14 protein-coding genes are annotated in these 16,473 nt (G+C 31.8%); all 14 read right to left on the bottom strand.

The window, feature by feature from the left end; genetic code table 11:
• Positions 1–73: 73 nt before the first annotated feature.
• The 14 genes from E0F76_RS14965 to E0F76_RS14900 all read right to left on the bottom strand — a co-directional run bounded on the left by E0F76_RS14965 (position 74) and on the right by E0F76_RS14900 (position 16,409).
• Positions 74–1,261, bottom strand: a complete 1,188-nt coding sequence (locus E0F76_RS14965; protein ID WP_132007851.1) for a lipid-binding protein — start codon at positions 1,259–1,261, stop codon at positions 74–76.
• A 99-nt stretch (positions 1,262–1,360) separates the two neighbouring features.
• Positions 1,361–3,097, bottom strand: coding sequence for a phospho-sugar mutase (locus E0F76_RS14960; protein WP_132007848.1), 1,737 nt, complete (start codon positions 3,095–3,097; stop codon positions 1,361–1,363).
• 154 nt (positions 3,098–3,251) lie between these two features.
• Positions 3,252–3,938 (bottom strand): 2'-5' RNA ligase family protein, encoded by a 687-nt coding sequence (locus E0F76_RS14955; protein ID WP_132007845.1) that lies wholly within the window; start codon positions 3,936–3,938, stop codon positions 3,252–3,254.
• Between the two features lie 342 nt (positions 3,939–4,280).
• Positions 4,281–6,644 (bottom strand): GumC family protein, encoded by a 2,364-nt coding sequence (locus tag E0F76_RS14950; protein ID WP_132007842.1) that lies wholly within the window; start codon positions 6,642–6,644, stop codon positions 4,281–4,283.
• A 7-nt stretch (positions 6,645–6,651) separates the two neighbouring features.
• A complete protein-coding gene (locus E0F76_RS14945; RefSeq protein WP_132007839.1) occupies positions 6,652–7,419 on the bottom strand; it encodes a polysaccharide biosynthesis/export family protein in 768 nt (255 codons plus the stop codon).
• Positions 7,420–7,532: 113 nt separating this feature from the next.
• Positions 7,533–7,727, bottom strand: coding sequence for a hypothetical protein (locus tag E0F76_RS14940; RefSeq protein WP_132007836.1), 195 nt, complete (start codon positions 7,725–7,727; stop codon positions 7,533–7,535).
• Between the two features lie 19 nt (positions 7,728–7,746).
• Positions 7,747–9,147 carry an exopolysaccharide biosynthesis polyprenyl glycosylphosphotransferase gene (locus E0F76_RS14935; protein ID WP_132007833.1) on the bottom strand — a complete coding sequence of 467 codons (1,401 nt, stop codon included), beginning with the start codon at positions 9,145–9,147 and terminating at the stop codon, positions 7,747–7,749.
• A 641-nt stretch (positions 9,148–9,788) separates the two neighbouring features.
• Positions 9,789–10,553: a WecB/TagA/CpsF family glycosyltransferase gene (locus E0F76_RS14930; protein WP_220398931.1), complete on the bottom strand. Its 765-nt coding sequence runs from the start codon at positions 10,551–10,553 to the stop codon at positions 9,789–9,791.
• 334 nt (positions 10,554–10,887) lie between these two features.
• Positions 10,888–11,994 carry a glycosyltransferase family 4 protein gene (locus E0F76_RS14925; protein ID WP_132007830.1) on the bottom strand — a complete coding sequence of 369 codons (1,107 nt, stop codon included), beginning with the start codon at positions 11,992–11,994 and terminating at the stop codon, positions 10,888–10,890.
• Positions 11,991–12,887 (bottom strand): glycosyltransferase, encoded by an 897-nt coding sequence (locus E0F76_RS14920; protein WP_132007827.1) that lies wholly within the window; start codon positions 12,885–12,887, stop codon positions 11,991–11,993. Before E0F76_RS14920 ends, E0F76_RS14925 begins: the two co-directional genes overlap by 4 nt.
• 62 nt (positions 12,888–12,949) lie before the next feature.
• Entirely contained in the window at positions 12,950–13,840 is an 891-nt protein-coding gene (locus E0F76_RS14915) for a hypothetical protein (RefSeq protein ID WP_132007824.1), read from the bottom strand.
• A 76-nt stretch (positions 13,841–13,916) separates the two neighbouring features.
• Entirely contained in the window at positions 13,917–14,480 is a 564-nt protein-coding gene (locus E0F76_RS19915; protein WP_132007821.1) for a CatB-related O-acetyltransferase, read from the bottom strand.
• Entirely contained in the window at positions 14,477–15,310 is an 834-nt protein-coding gene (locus tag E0F76_RS14905; protein ID WP_132007818.1) for a glycosyltransferase family 2 protein, read from the bottom strand. The genes E0F76_RS19915 and E0F76_RS14905 overlap by 4 nt, the downstream gene beginning before the upstream one ends.
• Positions 15,311–15,323: 13 nt before the next feature.
• On the bottom strand, positions 15,324–16,409 hold the full coding sequence (locus E0F76_RS14900; protein ID WP_165932718.1) for a hypothetical protein: 1,086 nt from the start codon (positions 16,407–16,409) through the stop codon (positions 15,324–15,326).
• Positions 16,410–16,473: the final 64 nt, after the last annotated feature.

The following is a 16,473-nucleotide window of genomic DNA, read 5'->3' as shown; positions in this document are numbered from 1 at the left end:
ATTTTAATCTATTTAACTCCAAAAACATGTTCCACGAACATTTAAAACAATTTTACAATGAAGGCACTTTAAACTAATATTCATCTACTTCTTGTCCAGTACTTTTATGCCCTTCAAATATCAAAACATTATTTGGGTCATAGCTGAATTGAGCTTTAAACGAAATTTTATCCACAATATGTCCCGTTTTCGACAAAGCCGCTCCTTTTTCAATTTTCCCCTCTGTTATTGTAACAGTACCTTTATCAAAAACATTAGGTTCAGAAGTAGCACTAAAAGTACCGTCGAATAGGTTTAAATCAATTTTACACTTTAACCATGTTCCTTTTTTATCATCACTTATCCACATTGTATTATCATCCAGAGAAGGAAAATTTGTTGAATGTAAAACATTGTTAAAAATTTTAGAACCATTTTTTTTACTTACTGAAATATACCAATTACCACCATAATCGGATCTTGAGGCCAATATTCTAGCTGAAGTATTTGGGTCAAGTTCTGTTTTATTATTAGAAGAGCTAACAATTGCCTGAGCTAATTTGTCTTTTTTAGCCTCATTTTTAGCCATTTTTTCGATGATTTTATCTGCCACTTTTTCAGCAATTTGGCCCATCTTTTTTTGATCTTCTAATAATTTAAGTTCAGAATTAACCGATTTATGCGAAGGAGTTACTTTTTTAAAGTTAGTTCGCCAAACAATTCCAAAATTATATTGGTAATAGTTTTGTACATCCGGATTAATCGGATCTAAGGCCAATTTACCATTTGATTGAAAAGAAACAGCAAAACTTTTAGAAAACCAATAACGACCACCAAAACTTACATTAAAGGTGTTATTGCCCCCATTTTGCAAATAAAAACGTCCTAATCCTAGACCAACATAAGTGTCAATATCTTTATTTTTAAAAATGTAATCATCAAAATAATAGCGTCCAGAAAGATCAAGACCAAAATAAGACCTATCTTCAGATTTAACCCTTATTTCATTTGAGGAAAATCTCAATGCAATTGAGAAATTTGATTTACTTTTATGTTCCAAACTAATAAAAAAAGGATTCTTAAACTCTAATCTTTCAGAATCAAAAGGAGATTTAGTTCTTCCATTATCGATAACGTTTAATCCAAATTCAACGAAATAATTTAAAGACTCTTTTGGTCTTACCGTACTAGATTGCTCTTTAATAGTTGTTTCAATATCCTGAGCATGTAGGTTTTTAAGCGAAAATACAAATAATATTAATGGTAAAAAAAAAGACTTCATAATTTATAATTTAAGTTAATAAAAAAGACTGGTGTATTAAATAAGTAGGGTTAAAAAACTAAGGCAGTTACTAATTAAAACCTTCTTCGAGCTTTTTTTTTAGATATTATAGTGCTGTAATTCGAATTGAGGAAGAATCGAATTAATTTTTACTTTTAAAATAGAAGCTACTTTGGTATAATTTTCAATGCAATCTAAGGTGGAATGTACACTAATATAAAATTTAATTTTGGGTTCTGTTCCGCTCGGCCGAGCACAAATTTTAGAACCGTCTTCAGTAAAATAAATCAAAACATCGGCTTTAGGAAAATCCATGCTTTCTTTTTCTCCAGTTATTAAGTTTATAGTTAACGAAGATTTATAATCCTCAATACGAATTACTTTTTGGCCGTTAATTTCATGTAAAGGATTCTCCCGTAAGGAAACCATCATCTGATTAATTTCAGCTAAACCTTCCATTCCTTTTTTGGTTATGGAAATCAAATGTTCTTTATAAAACCCATATGTGACATATAGATTTAACAACTCTTTATACACAGAGCTTCCTTTAGCTTTAGCTTGGGCAGCAACTTCACAAATCAGTAAAGTGGCAGCAACAGCATCTTTATCGCGAACAGCATCACCCACCATATAGCCAAAACTCTCTTCCCCACCTCCAATAAATTCCAGTTCTGGAAAATCTTTGATCATTTTGGCAATCCATTTAAAACCAGTTAGCCCCAGTTTACATTCCACTCCATAGGCTGTAGCCAATCTTTCAATCATGGGAGTTGAAACAATAGTAGATCCAACGAATTGCCTGCCATTAATTTTACCTGCTTTCTTCCATTGGTCTAATAAAAAGGCGGTCATCAAAATCATGCTTTGATTCCCGTTCAATAAAGTCATTTCACCTTCGTTGTTTCGAACAGCAATACCCAATCGGTCACAATCAGGGTCAGTACCTATAACAATATCTGCATTGGTTTTATCTGCTAATGCCAATGCCATAGCTAATGCTTCTGGCTCTTCTGGATTGGGTGATTTCACGGTTGGAAAATCACCATTGGGAACTGCTTGCTCCGGAACAATATTTACATTGTGGTACCCAGCTTGCGATAAAGTATCTGGAATCACTGTTATGGAAGTTCCATGTAAGGAGGTGAAAACAATATTTAGATTTTCTTTTGCTTCAGTCGAAGTGTCAAAACTGGCATTTGTAATTGATGAGGCTATAAATGCCTCGTCTATTTCAGAATTGATATATTCTATCAAAGCTTCATTGGCATCAAATTTAATTTGATTGTAATCCAATTTTTTAATTTCATTAATAATATTGAAATCCTCAGGAGGAACGATTTGACCTCCATCTTCCCAATATACCTTATAACCATTGTACTCTGGAGGATTGTGTGAAGCTGTAAGTACAATTCCACACTGACAATTTAACTGCTTCACTGTAAAAGAAAGCTCTGGTGTAGACCTCAAACCTGAAAAGAGATACACTTGAATTCCATTAGCAGAAAAAACATCAGCAACAACTTTTGCTAAACTGTTGCTGTTATGACGACAATCATACGCAATTACTGCTTTTATTGGAATATCTGGAAAACATTGGTGTAAATAATTTGAAAGACCCTGTGTGCTTTTACCTAAAGTATATTTATTGATACGATTATTTCCAACCCCCATAATACCTCGCATTCCTCCAGTACCAAATTCGAGATTTTTATAAAAACTCTCTTCCAATTCTTGTGGACAGGAAGCATTCATTGTTTGCACAGCTTCTTGTGTTGCTGCATCAAAAGAAGGTGTCAGCCACTCGTTTACAGCATCCAACGTGTTTTTTATGTCCATTTTATTTTTCTGTTTTTGAAATAACCTGCGTGTTGAAATGTGCTGTGCATAATGTTTTTTTAGGTTTGAGTTTGCTTATGAAAGCGTAAAATTTATTTTTAAAAGCACATATATGCCGCCATTTTAGTGCTGTTTTATCGTAGTCGTGGAAAATCTAATTTTTCAATTTGAACTGGTGTAATTGTTGAACAAATTTTTCTCTTTGATACCAATCGTTATAAACTAAATCAAATTTTTCAACAGTAAATTTTCCGAAATCAAAATCGCGATATTTTCCTAGAGTTTCAATTAATAGCTCTTTGTTTCTAATTTCTTTTCGAAATCTTACCACGGTCGAATGCGCTGTTGAAATCGAATAGCGTTTGTCAATACTTTCTTCCAATCCTGAATTTTTGAAATTATCTCTCAAATTATTTCTTGAATCGTCCAGCGAACTAGTATTGACAAATCCCTGAATCATTATTGCCGATGGCGAAACTGTTATTCCCTTGAAATTAATTTCTATGGTATTGATTCCGACGAGGCTTTTTTCTATACAATGAACATATTCTGAAACCGAAATATTAGACAAATCAAAACCTGTATAACAGGAAACAATTGACATTACAGTGATATGAAGATCAGAATTAGGATAATAATATTGCTCGGGATCAATTGCTCTTATTACTTCTAAAAATTGTTGAATAATATTTTTAATCTCAATAGTAGGTCGAATTAATAAAGTTATGCCAAATCTATTATCCGATAAAGAATCAATTTGGTCGTCTAATTGATACTTGTCTTCTCGGATTTTCGGTATAGCTTCTTCATAAATTTTGTTATAATGCGTGCTTAAATTCATCGAAGTCATTTAGTTTGTTCTTTGTTCTCAAAAGTCTTTCCTCAGCACTGTGCTTAGTACCTTTTGGGCCATCAAAAGTACTTTCCGTACCCTAATGTATTGAAAATCATAATACATTTAATTTAAATAGGTAACCAGTTGACTGAAATTCTTATTTTTAGAAATAAAAAATTGAAATACATAGAAACATGAATAAAAGATTGAGATGGACCAATTCTTGGTCTTCTCACAGATTATCTATTCTAAAACTACGTGAAACGTCTAATTAAAATCAACAATAACTATGTTTTTATGCTTTTAAAAAACATAAAATTGAATTACGCCCAAAGGGTTATATAGGTATTAAATCCAGCGCTTATACCATACCATCTTTTCTATTTCTTTACCATATCCATACCTATAACCGTAGTTATACCCGTACCCGTACCCATATGCAGAATTAAAATCAATATCATTAATGACAAAACCCATATTATTGATTTTTTTGTCAAAACCTAATTTACTGGAATAAGAAACCAGTTTTTTTTCGGTAACACCTGAACGAAGAACATATAATGTAGTAGTTGCATATTTTGAAATAATAAGTGAATCCGTGACCAGTAAAGTAGGAGCCGTATCAAAAACAATAATATCATATCGTTTTTTCAATTCATCAACAAAAGAAGCAAATCGTTGATTAGATAGTAATAGGGTGGGATTGGGTGGGATGTCTCCTGATAATAAAATATCGAATGGGTATTTATCATCAACCGTTTTACAAATTAAATCTTGCCATTCTAAGGCAGGATCATGCAAATAATTAGATAAACCTTTATACCCTTTTCTACTCTGATCTAAATACTTATGCAATTGCGGATTCCTAAAATCAGCTCCGACAATAATAACTTTCTTTTCTAGTTGAGAATACGCTTTGGCTAAATTATAGGAAACAAATGTTTTTCCCTCCCCTTTTATAGAAGAGGCAACAAAAAGAATGCTACCCTCTTTATTTTCAAGAACTGGCGTAATAAAATTAGTATTGTAGGCCAAAGTTCTAAACGCTTCTAAACTTTGAGAGATTGAGTCCTTAGTGTCTGATAAAGAAGGCAACTCAGCTAAAATAGGTATTAAACGAGTTTGATTTTCTACATCGGTAGCGTTGTGTATTTTATTGTCCAATTTAAATACAAGGAATAGTATTCCAAGTGGAAAAACCAAACCCAATAAAAAAGCTACTAGATAAATTTTTGTTCTTTGTGGTGATACTGGTGCATTATTGGTAATAGCATAATCTATAATTTTCGTATTAGGCACTGTTACAGCCACATTAATAGACGCTTCTTCCTTTTTTTGAAGCAACAATAAATACAAGCTTTCCTTCAAATTTTGTTGGCGTTCAATGCTACGCAATACTTTTTCCTTTTCAGGTAGAGAAGAGAATGATCCTTCAGCATTTCGTTGAGCCGATTCGCTTTTATTAAGTGTTGTTTTTAATTGTCTTGTATATCCATCGACTGAATTGAGAATATTAGCCTTTTGCTTGATTAAACCACTAACTAAATTTTGAATAGAAGGATTGTTTGCTCCAGCACTTGTTAGTAATTTCTGATAAGTAAAGACAGAGCTATTGTATTCTGAGACTAATCCATTGACGGCACTATTTTGAATGCCTATATCGGCAGGTAGAAGTTCAAATACTTTTTGAGAACTTACATTATTTTTCAGAAGTTTTACTAATAGTAATTGTGATTCTATTTCATAAGATGCTTTATCTTTTTCATTTTTTTCTAGAAGACTGGAGCCTGCATCTTCATTAATAAAACTCAAATTGTTCCTTTTTTTATACTCTTTTTTCGATATTTCTATCGAATCTAGTTCTCTTCGTAAATAAACAAATCGATCCTCTACAAAACGAATAGTTCTTTGTGAAATTTCTTGTTTGTCCGTAATACCATCATTTTCAAAAACAGAAATTAAATTATTAAGAATTTTTTCTGAATGAGAACCATCTGTTCCTTGTATCGAAAGGCTCAATATATCACTCTCATCCGCATCAGGAACAATTGAAATTGAATTACTCAATTGCTTCGCAATTTTACGAATTGGACTGATAATAACACTAAAATTTTTATCAATATTAGAAGTCATTATATTCGGTTTGGATGGTCGAATTTTAATTGGAAAAGGAGACATCCCTAGATCTACTATGTAACCCTTAGTAAGATTAGTTTTGCCAGTGACCACATTTACAATAGTATATCCTGTTTTAGATATAGTAATACTATATTGTACTTGAGATTGTAATGGCGTTTTGGTAGAATTAAGATAAGTTAAAACGAAAGGCGGATTAAAGGTGTTTTTTGAAGTAACTGTAGAATTATAAATGTATGCAACATTCAATTCCAAATTCTGAACAACACTTTCTGACAAGTGAACTGACTTAAATAAGGCTATTTCATTTTCTAAATTAATGCTAGATTTATTAAATAACTTACTAACATCCAGACTAAAATTAGCGTTTTCTTTATCGCTCAGTATTTTTACCTTCGCTTCTGTTTTATAGATAACATCGGCATAACGCAAATAAAGAGAGGCTATAAATAGGCAAAGCACAATCGTACCTATAAACCAAGGCCAATAACGCAAATATTGACCTATGACTTGTTTGATCTGTACTGGATTTTCGTCTTCAATAAAGTCGAAATAATCGTTTCTTTCTGTATTCATAAGGTTATTATCGGGTTAATAAAATAATGGAACTCAATAGTAATGATGCAATAGTAAGTAAAGTACCAGTATTACCCACATAACCAGCTGTTTTTACCTTAGCATTGTTTGGATTCACTACGAGTAAATCATTCTGACGAATTTGATAATCGGGATTATTCATCCAGTTGGCTGTAGTCATGTCGATGTGGGATATTGTCTGTACTCCAGCCGAATTTCGAATAAGTAGAATATTGTTTCGTTTCCCAGCAATAGTCAAATCCCCCGCATAGCCTAAAGCTTGTGGCACCGAAAGAGAAGATTCCATAAAAGAGTAGGTACCTGGTAACTTTACTTCCCCCAAAACAGTAAATTTCGCATTTAAAATGCGTATTGAAACGGCGGGATGAATCAGATGTCCCCCTTTTTCGAGCAGTATTCGAATTGAATCTTCTAATTCATAAACAGTCTGACCGGCAACAAGTAAGGTTCCCAATACAGGAAGTATAATAGTTCCTTGAGAAGAAACTAAATACCCCTCTATTTTTAAAGTTTCGAGATTGGGGGTTGATACCGAGGAAGTAGCCGTCTGAAAATTGTAAGGCAATGCAGTTTCTGGCACTAAAGCGCCTATTTGAATATGCAATATGTCATTAGATTGAATCAAAACTATTGCTGGAGAAACCAAAACAGAAGGATAACTGCTAGCATCTTGAAAATATAAAATATCCTTTTTGGAGGCACAAGAAGCCATAAATAAGATTAAAACAAAAGTAAAATAACGCAATATATTCATAGTAAAATAAGAATTAAATAGAAAGATATAATCTAGTACATTACATCTTATAAATTAAAATAAAATGGTAATCAACTTGCGGAAATGACGCACAAATTAGCATAGTCAATGATTTACAAATAACTAGACATTTCATTTGATTCTAAATAAAATGATTTCTTAATTTTATCATTCAATTTTGCCATCCGGTCCAATTGTTTTTTTTGAATTTTATTTTTGATGTAAAACTTGTATAGTTCTTTACCAATAAAAAAGGAGGCAACACAAATGCCCGATAGTAAACCCGCTAAGTAATAGGTAATATTCATAATTTATTTATTTTTTAGTTTAAAAAGCTTTTTCATCCCCTTTTAGGGTAACAATAACCGTTAAAAAACAAATTTTAACATCTTTAATCAGGCTCCAATGCTGTAAATATTCAATGTCAGCATTTACTCGGCGTTTCATATCCGATACTTTTTTAGTTTCTCCTCTTAGGCCGCTTACCTGAGCAAGTCCTGTGATTCCTGGTTTAATAAAATGGCGAACCATGAAATTATTAATCTGATCGTTATAGTCCTTGGTATGCTGAAGCATGTGAGGTCGAGGGCCCACAACACTCATACTGCCCAACAAAACATTAAAAAATTGTGGCATTTCGTCCAAACTCGTACGACGGATAAATTGCCCAATTGGAGTAACACGTTCATCGCCTTTTTGTGCTTGTTGACTCGCGTCAAATCCAGTCGTTTTCATACTTCGGAATTTATAACACCAAAAAGCTTCATTTTTTTTTCCGGTACGCAATTGCTTGAAAAATACAGGTCCTGGACTTTGTTTTTTAATGAGGTAGGCCAAAATAGGATACAACCAGGACAGAATGAAAACAATAACTACTAGACTAAAAATAAGATCAAATATTCTTTTAGCCAATCGATTATAAGCATTTTGTAGTGGCTCATGTCGGGGTTTGATGACATGGAAATTATCTAAATTACCCGTACTAAAATGAACTTTCGAAATCATCGAAAAATCAGGTACAAATTTCAAACGCATGCAATACTGATCCCCAAGCTCAAAAAAATAATTCAAATCAACAATAAAATCGGGCTTGGCCACTATATACAATTCATTAATACTACTTATTGATGCCTTATGAATAGCGGTATTGAGCGCAAAATTAAAAGCTTCCCTACTGTTAAAATCCTCATATGAATCTTCATTGATAATACCCACAAAATGAATAAAACAGGAGTTCGCTTCCAATTTAGATGCCAATTCGATGCTCGTTTTATTAAATCCCCAAATAGCAACAGTATATGGCTTAGCAGCCCATTTTTTAATTTTTGTTAAAATGAGTGTAAACAAAATTCGGGATAACAAAATGTATACCAGCAAAAAACTCAATTGAAACAAATGTGCACGACTCCCAAAAGAATCTCGCAGACTACCCTGAAAAATAAAAATAGAAATTTGCCAGAGGATTCTTTGGGTCAATAAAGAACGCCAACTGTTACGATAAAAAGCATCCAAGCTAAAAAGAGTGTCCATGCGGTACAAACGGAAATAGCTAACTGAAAACAACCAACTGAAAATCGTGATCGGAACCATTTTACTAAGAAGTAAATCATTCCATTCAATAGCCATTTCAGTGCTAATCCTTAAAAATAAAAGGACTCCAAAAACCAAGGCCATTAAATCTGTCAGGAAACACCAAAGGATGAAGGTAAATTTATATCTATTTCGCATTTTTATTAAATAATTTTAAATTGATTATTTGAAATATGTGATAAATAAAACTTCCACAGATACTGCCGAAAATTCCAAAGAATACATATATTAAATCAGTATGACATTTCAAAACAAAAAATTGTCCGCCCTCTGCCAGACAAATGATAACTGCAGCAATAAAAACAGTACAAATTCTAAAAGGCAAACTTTTTCGAACAACATAGTATTGAGTGAGAATAGAAACCCATGCTTCTATTAATACCGGTTATCTATTCAATTTAGTCCAATAAAATTTGAACTTTTTCATACTATATCGGCATTATGCTGGTTACTTTTGGACTATTTTATAAATATTATTGGTATAAAAACCCCAATACCAAAAATGGAATTGCTGAACGCTAATTAAAATACCTATTACACCAACTTCGGAGCCATAAAGGCAAATATGTTTCTTTTTCTAAGGAAGAATCTGGCAACCAGGAATAATAAAAGAGACCCGCTAAACAAAGCAAAAAAACAAATACAGTAGTACTTCATTGCCAGAAATATTTATTTAATTTTGCAAACATTATTTTTTTTAAACATGAAAGCCATCGTGATTGCATTAAAATAAATAGACTTTAATTTTTAAAATAGTGTTCTTAAATTAAAACAGTCATTTACTTTCTGGCTCCCATTTGATCTATCTCAAAGTAACTTTTTTTCTTATTTTGAAGTATGTACCCTATAAAAACAGGTCCATAGTACAAATAACGCTTCCACATTCTCTTAGGTTCCTTAACCAATCGGATAAACCATTCTAATTTTAAGTTAATCCAAAATGAAGAAGGTCTTTTCACAGTTCTGGCATAGAAATCAAACACCGCTCCAATGGCACAAATAGTTTTGGCATTTAATTGAGTTTTATGTTCAAAAGCCCATTTTTCTTGCTTAGGAGCAGTCATACCAACAAATACAACATCAGGTGAAAAGTCATTTATGGCATCAACTATTATCTTATTTTCGTTATTTGTAAAAAAGGTCTTAAAAGGAGGGGAATATGTACCTACTGAAATATTAGGAAACTCTGTAGCTAACCGCTCTTTAATTTTTAATAAGGTACTCTCCGAAGAACCCATATAAAAACAACTTCCATATTTTTCATTAAGATGATTCAACAAATGCAAATGAATATCGGCACCGGATATTTTTTTTATTTTTTTACCTTTTTGGTGCTGGATTGCACTTACAATAGCCATACCGTCTGGCAATAAAACATCAGATTGAAGTAAAGCATTTTTGAATTCAGGATCTTTCTCCCCAATACAATATGAATATTGATTGATAGTTGTAATCAATTTTTTTTTGGAAAAATTAAGATTAAATAGATCACCACTGTAAACGGAATAATCCATTAAAGGAACTGTAGTTGTAGGTTTTTGCATAATTTTATTATTATAGAAATGGAAAAAAATTATAGAAACAACACAATCCATGGGCTTTAGATTGTAATTATTAAGATTTGCCTTTGGCTTTTTCTAATAATATTGAGTCACGTTGCTGAAACTATATTGTATATATAGTGCATACAAACAACATAAAAATATTTTTTATAGAGGTAATGAGCAGTACTAAAAAAAAATTGGAAATAAAAGCTAACATATAATCACCTAAAGTTCAAAAAAATATGAACTTTGGACAATTAATTTCGGAAACAATAATTCCATTTAGAAATAACTCAATGGTATTATATAGTATTTAACAATAAAAAACATAAATTTATTCTAGTACAGCTTGTAGTATCTCTAACATCCTTTTTTCAAAATGTTCTAATGTGAATTTTTCTTCATACATCTTTTTACCAGCGAGTCCCATTTCATTTCTGAGTACTGGATTTCCAATTAATATTTCCAATTTACTTGCCAAAGCTTCAGCATTTTGTTGAGGAACTAAAAAACCATTAACACCGTCTATAATTACCTCAGGAATAGCACCTTCAAAAGTAGAAATTACTGGTAATGCATATTGCATGGCTTCCAAATTTACTAAGCCAAAAGTTTCGTTATGATAATAAGTAGGAAAAGCAAAAATATCGGCATTAGCAAAAGCGGCCTCTTTTTCAAGACCATATTTTCTGCCTTGGTACTCCACTTCATTTTGTAAATTTGATTGTTGTACTTTTTTTTGAAATTGTTTGGTTGTAATGTCACCCTCTCCGCCAATAAAGACACATTGAAATGGTATATTTTTATTCTTTAATAATACACAAGCCTGTAACAAAATAAAAACGCCTTTGGATTCAATTAAATTTGATAAAAACAAAATAGTTGCAATCTTAGACTCATTTTTTATTAAATTTTCGGTTTGGTTTAGAGTTATAGTAGGAATACCATTCGGACAATAGTAAACTTCCGTTCCTATTGCAAAATCAGCAATATCGCGGTATAATAAAGGTGATAACAAGATACTTTTTGCATTTTTAAACTGGAAGCTATATAATTTTTTCTTAAATAAAGAAGTGGCATTTTCTGCAACTCCTTTATTATGATAATGGTATATAAGAGGTATTTGAAACACTTTTACTAGAGCAACAATTCCTAATTCTTTGATCCAAGCTGGACCTTTAGCATTAATTGTTAAGTAACACAACTGATACTTTTGAATGTTCAAGGCTAAGAATACTTTATACCATAATTTAAGGATAACAATAAACTTCTTGAATCCTGTTTTACCGATATCTGCCACACTACTAGCAGTGGACAGATTAATATAAGTAATATCATAAGGTTCATTTATGACTTTACTCTCTCTAATAAACCCACCGGCCACAGCAGCACCATGCACGGGAGGTGCAAGATGTAAAACAAATAATAATTTTGGTTTCATTGTATATAATTCAATACCTTATTTAGTATTCGCATTTTTATGGAGTTATCTCTAACAAACTGTTGTATTAGACGTTTATCCAATTGAATTACTGTATTAAAATTAAACGCTAATGAATTCGATTTATCAAATTCCGATTGAAAACGGTTGTATTTTTGAACAGTATTAGTAGCATTTTTTTCTGAAAATCCTATATTTTGTATCTTCGAAATGCTCGGATGCACAGAATACAAATCGTTTTGAAATTGATGAAAACAAAAACGTATTGCCCAAGAATTAATTTTTCCTTGCATTTGCCTCTTCATCATTAAACACATGTCAGACCCCATTTGATTGAATCTCGATTTAGCCTGACTATCCTTTACAAATGATTCATAACTTTGTGCTTGCCAATCTATTTTCTGCCAGCGATCTTCCCAACAAGCCCATCCCCAGCTAGACGCTCTTTGGGTATAATAGATTTCATTAGGATTTAAACCCTTAATGATGGGACTGTAACCCGACACAGAAAGTATTCGTGGATTATCCTGATAATAATTTAAAGCTTGATTCATATATTCCAAAAAATTGGTGCTAGTAATCAAATCATCCTCTAATACAATAGCTTTCTTATACATTGCCATCACTTCACTTACTCCGTTAATAATCGAAGTCGCAAGGCCTTTGTTGATTGGAGATTCATGAATTGTAACCGATTTAAACCCGGTTACCGTTTTCAAATAATTTCGAATTTCTTGAATAATGGGTTCGTCCTCTAGTTTCTTGGCGCCATCCGAATAAATAATCAAATCACTTTTATCGGCTAAAGAATTATTGGCTAAAGCATGGACAGTTTGCTGCAGTGTATCTAATCTCTTGTAGGTAAATAAAACTATTGGGGCTAATTCGGTCATTCTGGTTATAAGAATTAATTTTTATTTATAGTGGTAAAAAAGTTGGCTTTGATAGTCTTAAATTACCAATAACAACCGTCTTCCACTTTTGAAGCATTTGCAATTTTATCGGTATCCCCTGGAAAAACAAAACAGTCATTGATGATATCCTTGAAATTTTCATTTTCGATCCACCTTTTTCCTTTTATTCCAAATAGCATTTGGGTAGGACCGCCCAAATGGATGGCTTTTTTCCCCATTCGTTTGGCATGTGCTGCCAAAGAAAAGCCATAAGCACCACAACCAATAATAGCGATATCAAAATCTTTTTTATCCATTTGAGCTTTCATCGAATCCAGTGCTTCAAACCAGTCAGAAAAAGTCGAATCGGTTCCAGCAATAGTCTGCACCGCTCTTATTGTTTCGAATGATTTGAATTGTGGTAGTACCCGCTTATCCGAAAACAATTGTTCCCGTTTCTTGAAATATTGATTTTCTATAGTGGTATTAAAAGGATGAATAACTAAAACCTTTTTGTCTTTTAATACTTCCGACCAAGGGTCTTTTTGCAAATACGGTTCTAATGTGCTAAGTTTTATTCGCTTTGCCAATGGAAAATACTTTTGTAAAAAACGTTCCTCAATACGCCAACAGCCCAAAACATCTAACAATTTCATGTCTTCCAGCATCATCTTGGAAAATTTTAGAATGCTTTGTTCATTGCTTGGAAAAAAACCGGACAGGGTAAACATATTTCCAAATATCCTCTTTCTCACAAAAGGTCGTATAAAGAATGGAAACTGAGGATACAATATGGCTTTTATCTCTGTAGATCCAAAACGGGCAATCATAGAAGGCTGGTCGCTATCTAATTCGCTTTTAATAATAGTTGTACAAATTTCCCCTTCCAGAACGGTTTTATAAAATAGCTTTTTTACCATTTTATGCGTTACTTTTGACAATCCGTTGCTCATTTATATATTTTTATATTTAATCATTACCTCGAAAATAAAAATCACCAAATTGATCTTATTTGAAAAGGATAAATTATTATTTAAATAAATTTGTTAAAATTTTAAATGCTTTATTAGGCGAATAATTCCAATAATATGAACCTTCGATTGCCCTTTCCGTTTTACTATCAAAACGCATTTTTATTTTCTTAGCGGGGCTTCCTACAACTACAGAATATGGTTCAACATCAGATAAAACTACAGATCCAGCTCCTATTACGGCACCATTGCCAATAGTTATACCCTGCCTAATTACAGCATGTGTTCCAATCCAAACATCATTCCCAACAACAGTCAATTTACCTCCAATATTTTCTTTACTAATGTGATGTGATGTAGAATACCACCAATAAGAATGTTCAGCACCCCCAATCATTACATAAGGAGCAATCGAAGAGTATTTTCCAATTTTACAAGAATTAAGAGAACAATAATGACCTATATATGTATAATGATCTACATTACAATAATTCATTAATGTACCCTTTGATATAATAGCAGTAAAAGAAATATTATTTCCTCTAATTCTATAAGGAACAAATAAAATCAAATATTTTAACTTTGGATAAAAACACCTAAATACCAATCTAATCAATTTCATGTGTTTAAATTTTTAAACCATAAATAAGGAAATAAAGCACGCAAATGTAAAGTTATAAACCTCCTAACTGCTAGTAAAACACCATTATGCCTTCTGTCATATATAAAAAACTCAAAAGGATAACAACCACTAGTTGCTGAATACAAATTATTTAATCTTGCGCTAAGATTTACTTTAGGATCTCTCCATTTTGGAAGTGAAACATGATTTTCGCAAGTTCCTATATATTTAGAAGCAACATAAAACTGCACACCTGCCTTTTTTGCACGTAAACTATAATCAAAATCACCAACTGCATGATGAAAAAAAGAATCCAAAAGGCCTATTTTCTCAAAAACATCTCTACATATTAAGACACAATTACCATTAAAATAATCGCATTGTTGTAAAAAAGTATTAGGCTCTATCAGTTTCTGTTGTACATATCCCCCATATGTAGCTTTCTTATTACTCAATCCATAAGTACTACCACAAACAATTGTATTGATATTTGCTCCACTTAACATAGTAATTAACGCATCCGTTAATAAAAATGTATCATCATTAAGCCACAAGTAATAGTCAAAATTCTTTGATGCAGCCGCCGTTTCCCAAGCTAGTCGCATTCCACGGTTCCAAAATAAATTACCGTCTCCTTTTATGATTTTGACAGAGTGAAATTGACTTTTAACAGCTTCTGAAGTTCCATCTGTGGAAGCATCATCTACTAAAAAAACTTCAAATTTAAAATCGACATTTAAACCTTGTTGAACAAATAAATTTGTTAAACATTGCAATGTTTTGTCTTTTCGGTTGTGACAGGTTAAGAGTACTGCAATTGTGGGATTCATTGTTTTCTTTTGATTATAATTGATTAAAGATAGCTTTCTTAAGCTTTTTTATTCTTGGAATTTTATTTATTTCAAAAATTCCTCGAACCCAATGTTTCATTTGTTTATCGGTCATTTCTCTAAATGATTTAGAATAGCATAAACCAATAAAAAGCCAAAGAAATAAATACTGAATGTAAAAATTATTAATATCTTCCACCCAGCCATAGGCCCATCTAAAAGCAATAAACAATCCAATAATCTTACTAAAAATATTATTTGAATGATTTACAGCAAGATAAGTTGCCTGATAGAACAGACTAAAAATCAATAAAACGCCAACAATACCTAACCAAGTAAAATAATTGACAATAGAAACTTCATTAGCATTCCTTTCATTTCGCTTATTCATATCTGACTGTCCAAAAGTAACTGAAATATTACCTCTGGCTGGGCTTCTGCCAAAAACCCATGTATTGTATTTATGGGCAGTCGCTAAGACCTCTACATATATGAAAGTCCTTGTATCTGCAGCTAGATTTTCATTCACTATTTTACCATTATCATCTATTTTTTTTATTACTTCAGTGTAATCCTTTCCTTTGGGCTTAAATATATTGAAGACACCCATTATCCCAAGACTAAAAAAAATAAAGGGAAGAGCAATTAACAATAATCGGATATATTCGAAAAGTTTAACAGTGACAATCTTTCTTAAATAATAAATCAAAACAAATAATAAGGGGACAATAAATTTTATCAAATTACTTCTTGCTCCAACATCAGCAAAAATAACATACAATGTAATTAATAAACAGATTAGTTTCCACTTCTTTGAAAGAATTGGAAAGAATAATAATACAAATGAAAAAGGAGCCAAATAAAATCCAAATTCATCTTTTCTTATAAAAAATTGAATAAATAAAAAAATTGGAGCAGTATAATAAATATAATTTTTTATAATATGTTTGAATAATAACTTACTGTCCGAAGCAAAGGCCACCAGGGGAATCAGAAGACACATTGTATTGCTTATTAAGTTTTTCCAATCCCAATACCCATCCACAATGAATGTCCCTCTAACAAATGAAATGAAAACATAAATAAGATATATATTCATGATAAAAAGTTGTCTGATATGCCTTTTTGAAGTGTATTTTGACATTATAATCAAAAACAAAAGG

Source organism: Flavobacterium cellulosilyticum (genome assembly GCF_004349355.1).
GTDB lineage: Bacteria > Bacteroidota > Bacteroidia > Flavobacteriales > Flavobacteriaceae > Flavobacterium > Flavobacterium cellulosilyticum.
Note: the sequence above shows the minus strand (reverse complement) of the source record. Positions and strands in the feature narration are given on the sequence as shown.

Excerpts from the sequence above, each read along its gene's own strand:
- E0F76_RS14935 (WP_132007833.1), bottom strand. The coding sequence starts at position 9,147 with ATGCGAAATAGATATAAATTTACCTTCATCCTTTGGTGTTTCCTGACA.
- E0F76_RS14930 (WP_220398931.1), bottom strand. The coding sequence starts at position 10,553 with ATGCAAAAACCTACAACTACAGTTCCTTTAATGGATTATTCCGTTTAC.
- E0F76_RS14925 (WP_132007830.1), bottom strand. The coding sequence starts at position 11,994 with ATGAAACCAAAATTATTATTTGTTTTACATCTTGCACCTCCCGTGCAT.
- E0F76_RS14940 (WP_132007836.1), bottom strand. The coding sequence starts at position 7,727 with ATGAATATTACCTATTACTTAGCGGGTTTACTATCGGGCATTTGTGTT.
- E0F76_RS14945 (WP_132007839.1), bottom strand. The coding sequence starts at position 7,419 with ATGAATATATTGCGTTATTTTACTTTTGTTTTAATCTTATTTATGGCT.
- E0F76_RS14905 (WP_132007818.1), bottom strand. The coding sequence starts at position 15,310 with ATGAATCCCACAATTGCAGTACTCTTAACCTGTCACAACCGAAAAGAC.
- E0F76_RS14960 (WP_132007848.1), bottom strand. The coding sequence starts at position 3,097 with ATGGACATAAAAAACACGTTGGATGCTGTAAACGAGTGGCTGACACCT.
- E0F76_RS14955 (WP_132007845.1), bottom strand. The coding sequence starts at position 3,938 with ATGAATTTAAGCACGCATTATAACAAAATTTATGAAGAAGCTATACCG.
- E0F76_RS14965 (WP_132007851.1), bottom strand. The coding sequence starts at position 1,261 with ATGAAGTCTTTTTTTTTACCATTAATATTATTTGTATTTTCGCTTAAA.
- E0F76_RS14950 (WP_132007842.1), bottom strand. The coding sequence starts at position 6,644 with ATGAATACAGAAAGAAACGATTATTTCGACTTTATTGAAGACGAAAAT.
- E0F76_RS14915 (WP_132007824.1), bottom strand. The coding sequence starts at position 13,840 with ATGAGCAACGGATTGTCAAAAGTAACGCATAAAATGGTAAAAAAGCTA.
- E0F76_RS19915 (WP_132007821.1), bottom strand. The coding sequence starts at position 14,480 with ATGAAATTGATTAGATTGGTATTTAGGTGTTTTTATCCAAAGTTAAAA.
- E0F76_RS14900 (WP_165932718.1), bottom strand. The coding sequence starts at position 16,409 with ATGAATATATATCTTATTTATGTTTTCATTTCATTTGTTAGAGGGACA.
- E0F76_RS14920 (WP_132007827.1), bottom strand. The coding sequence starts at position 12,887 with ATGACCGAATTAGCCCCAATAGTTTTATTTACCTACAAGAGATTAGAT.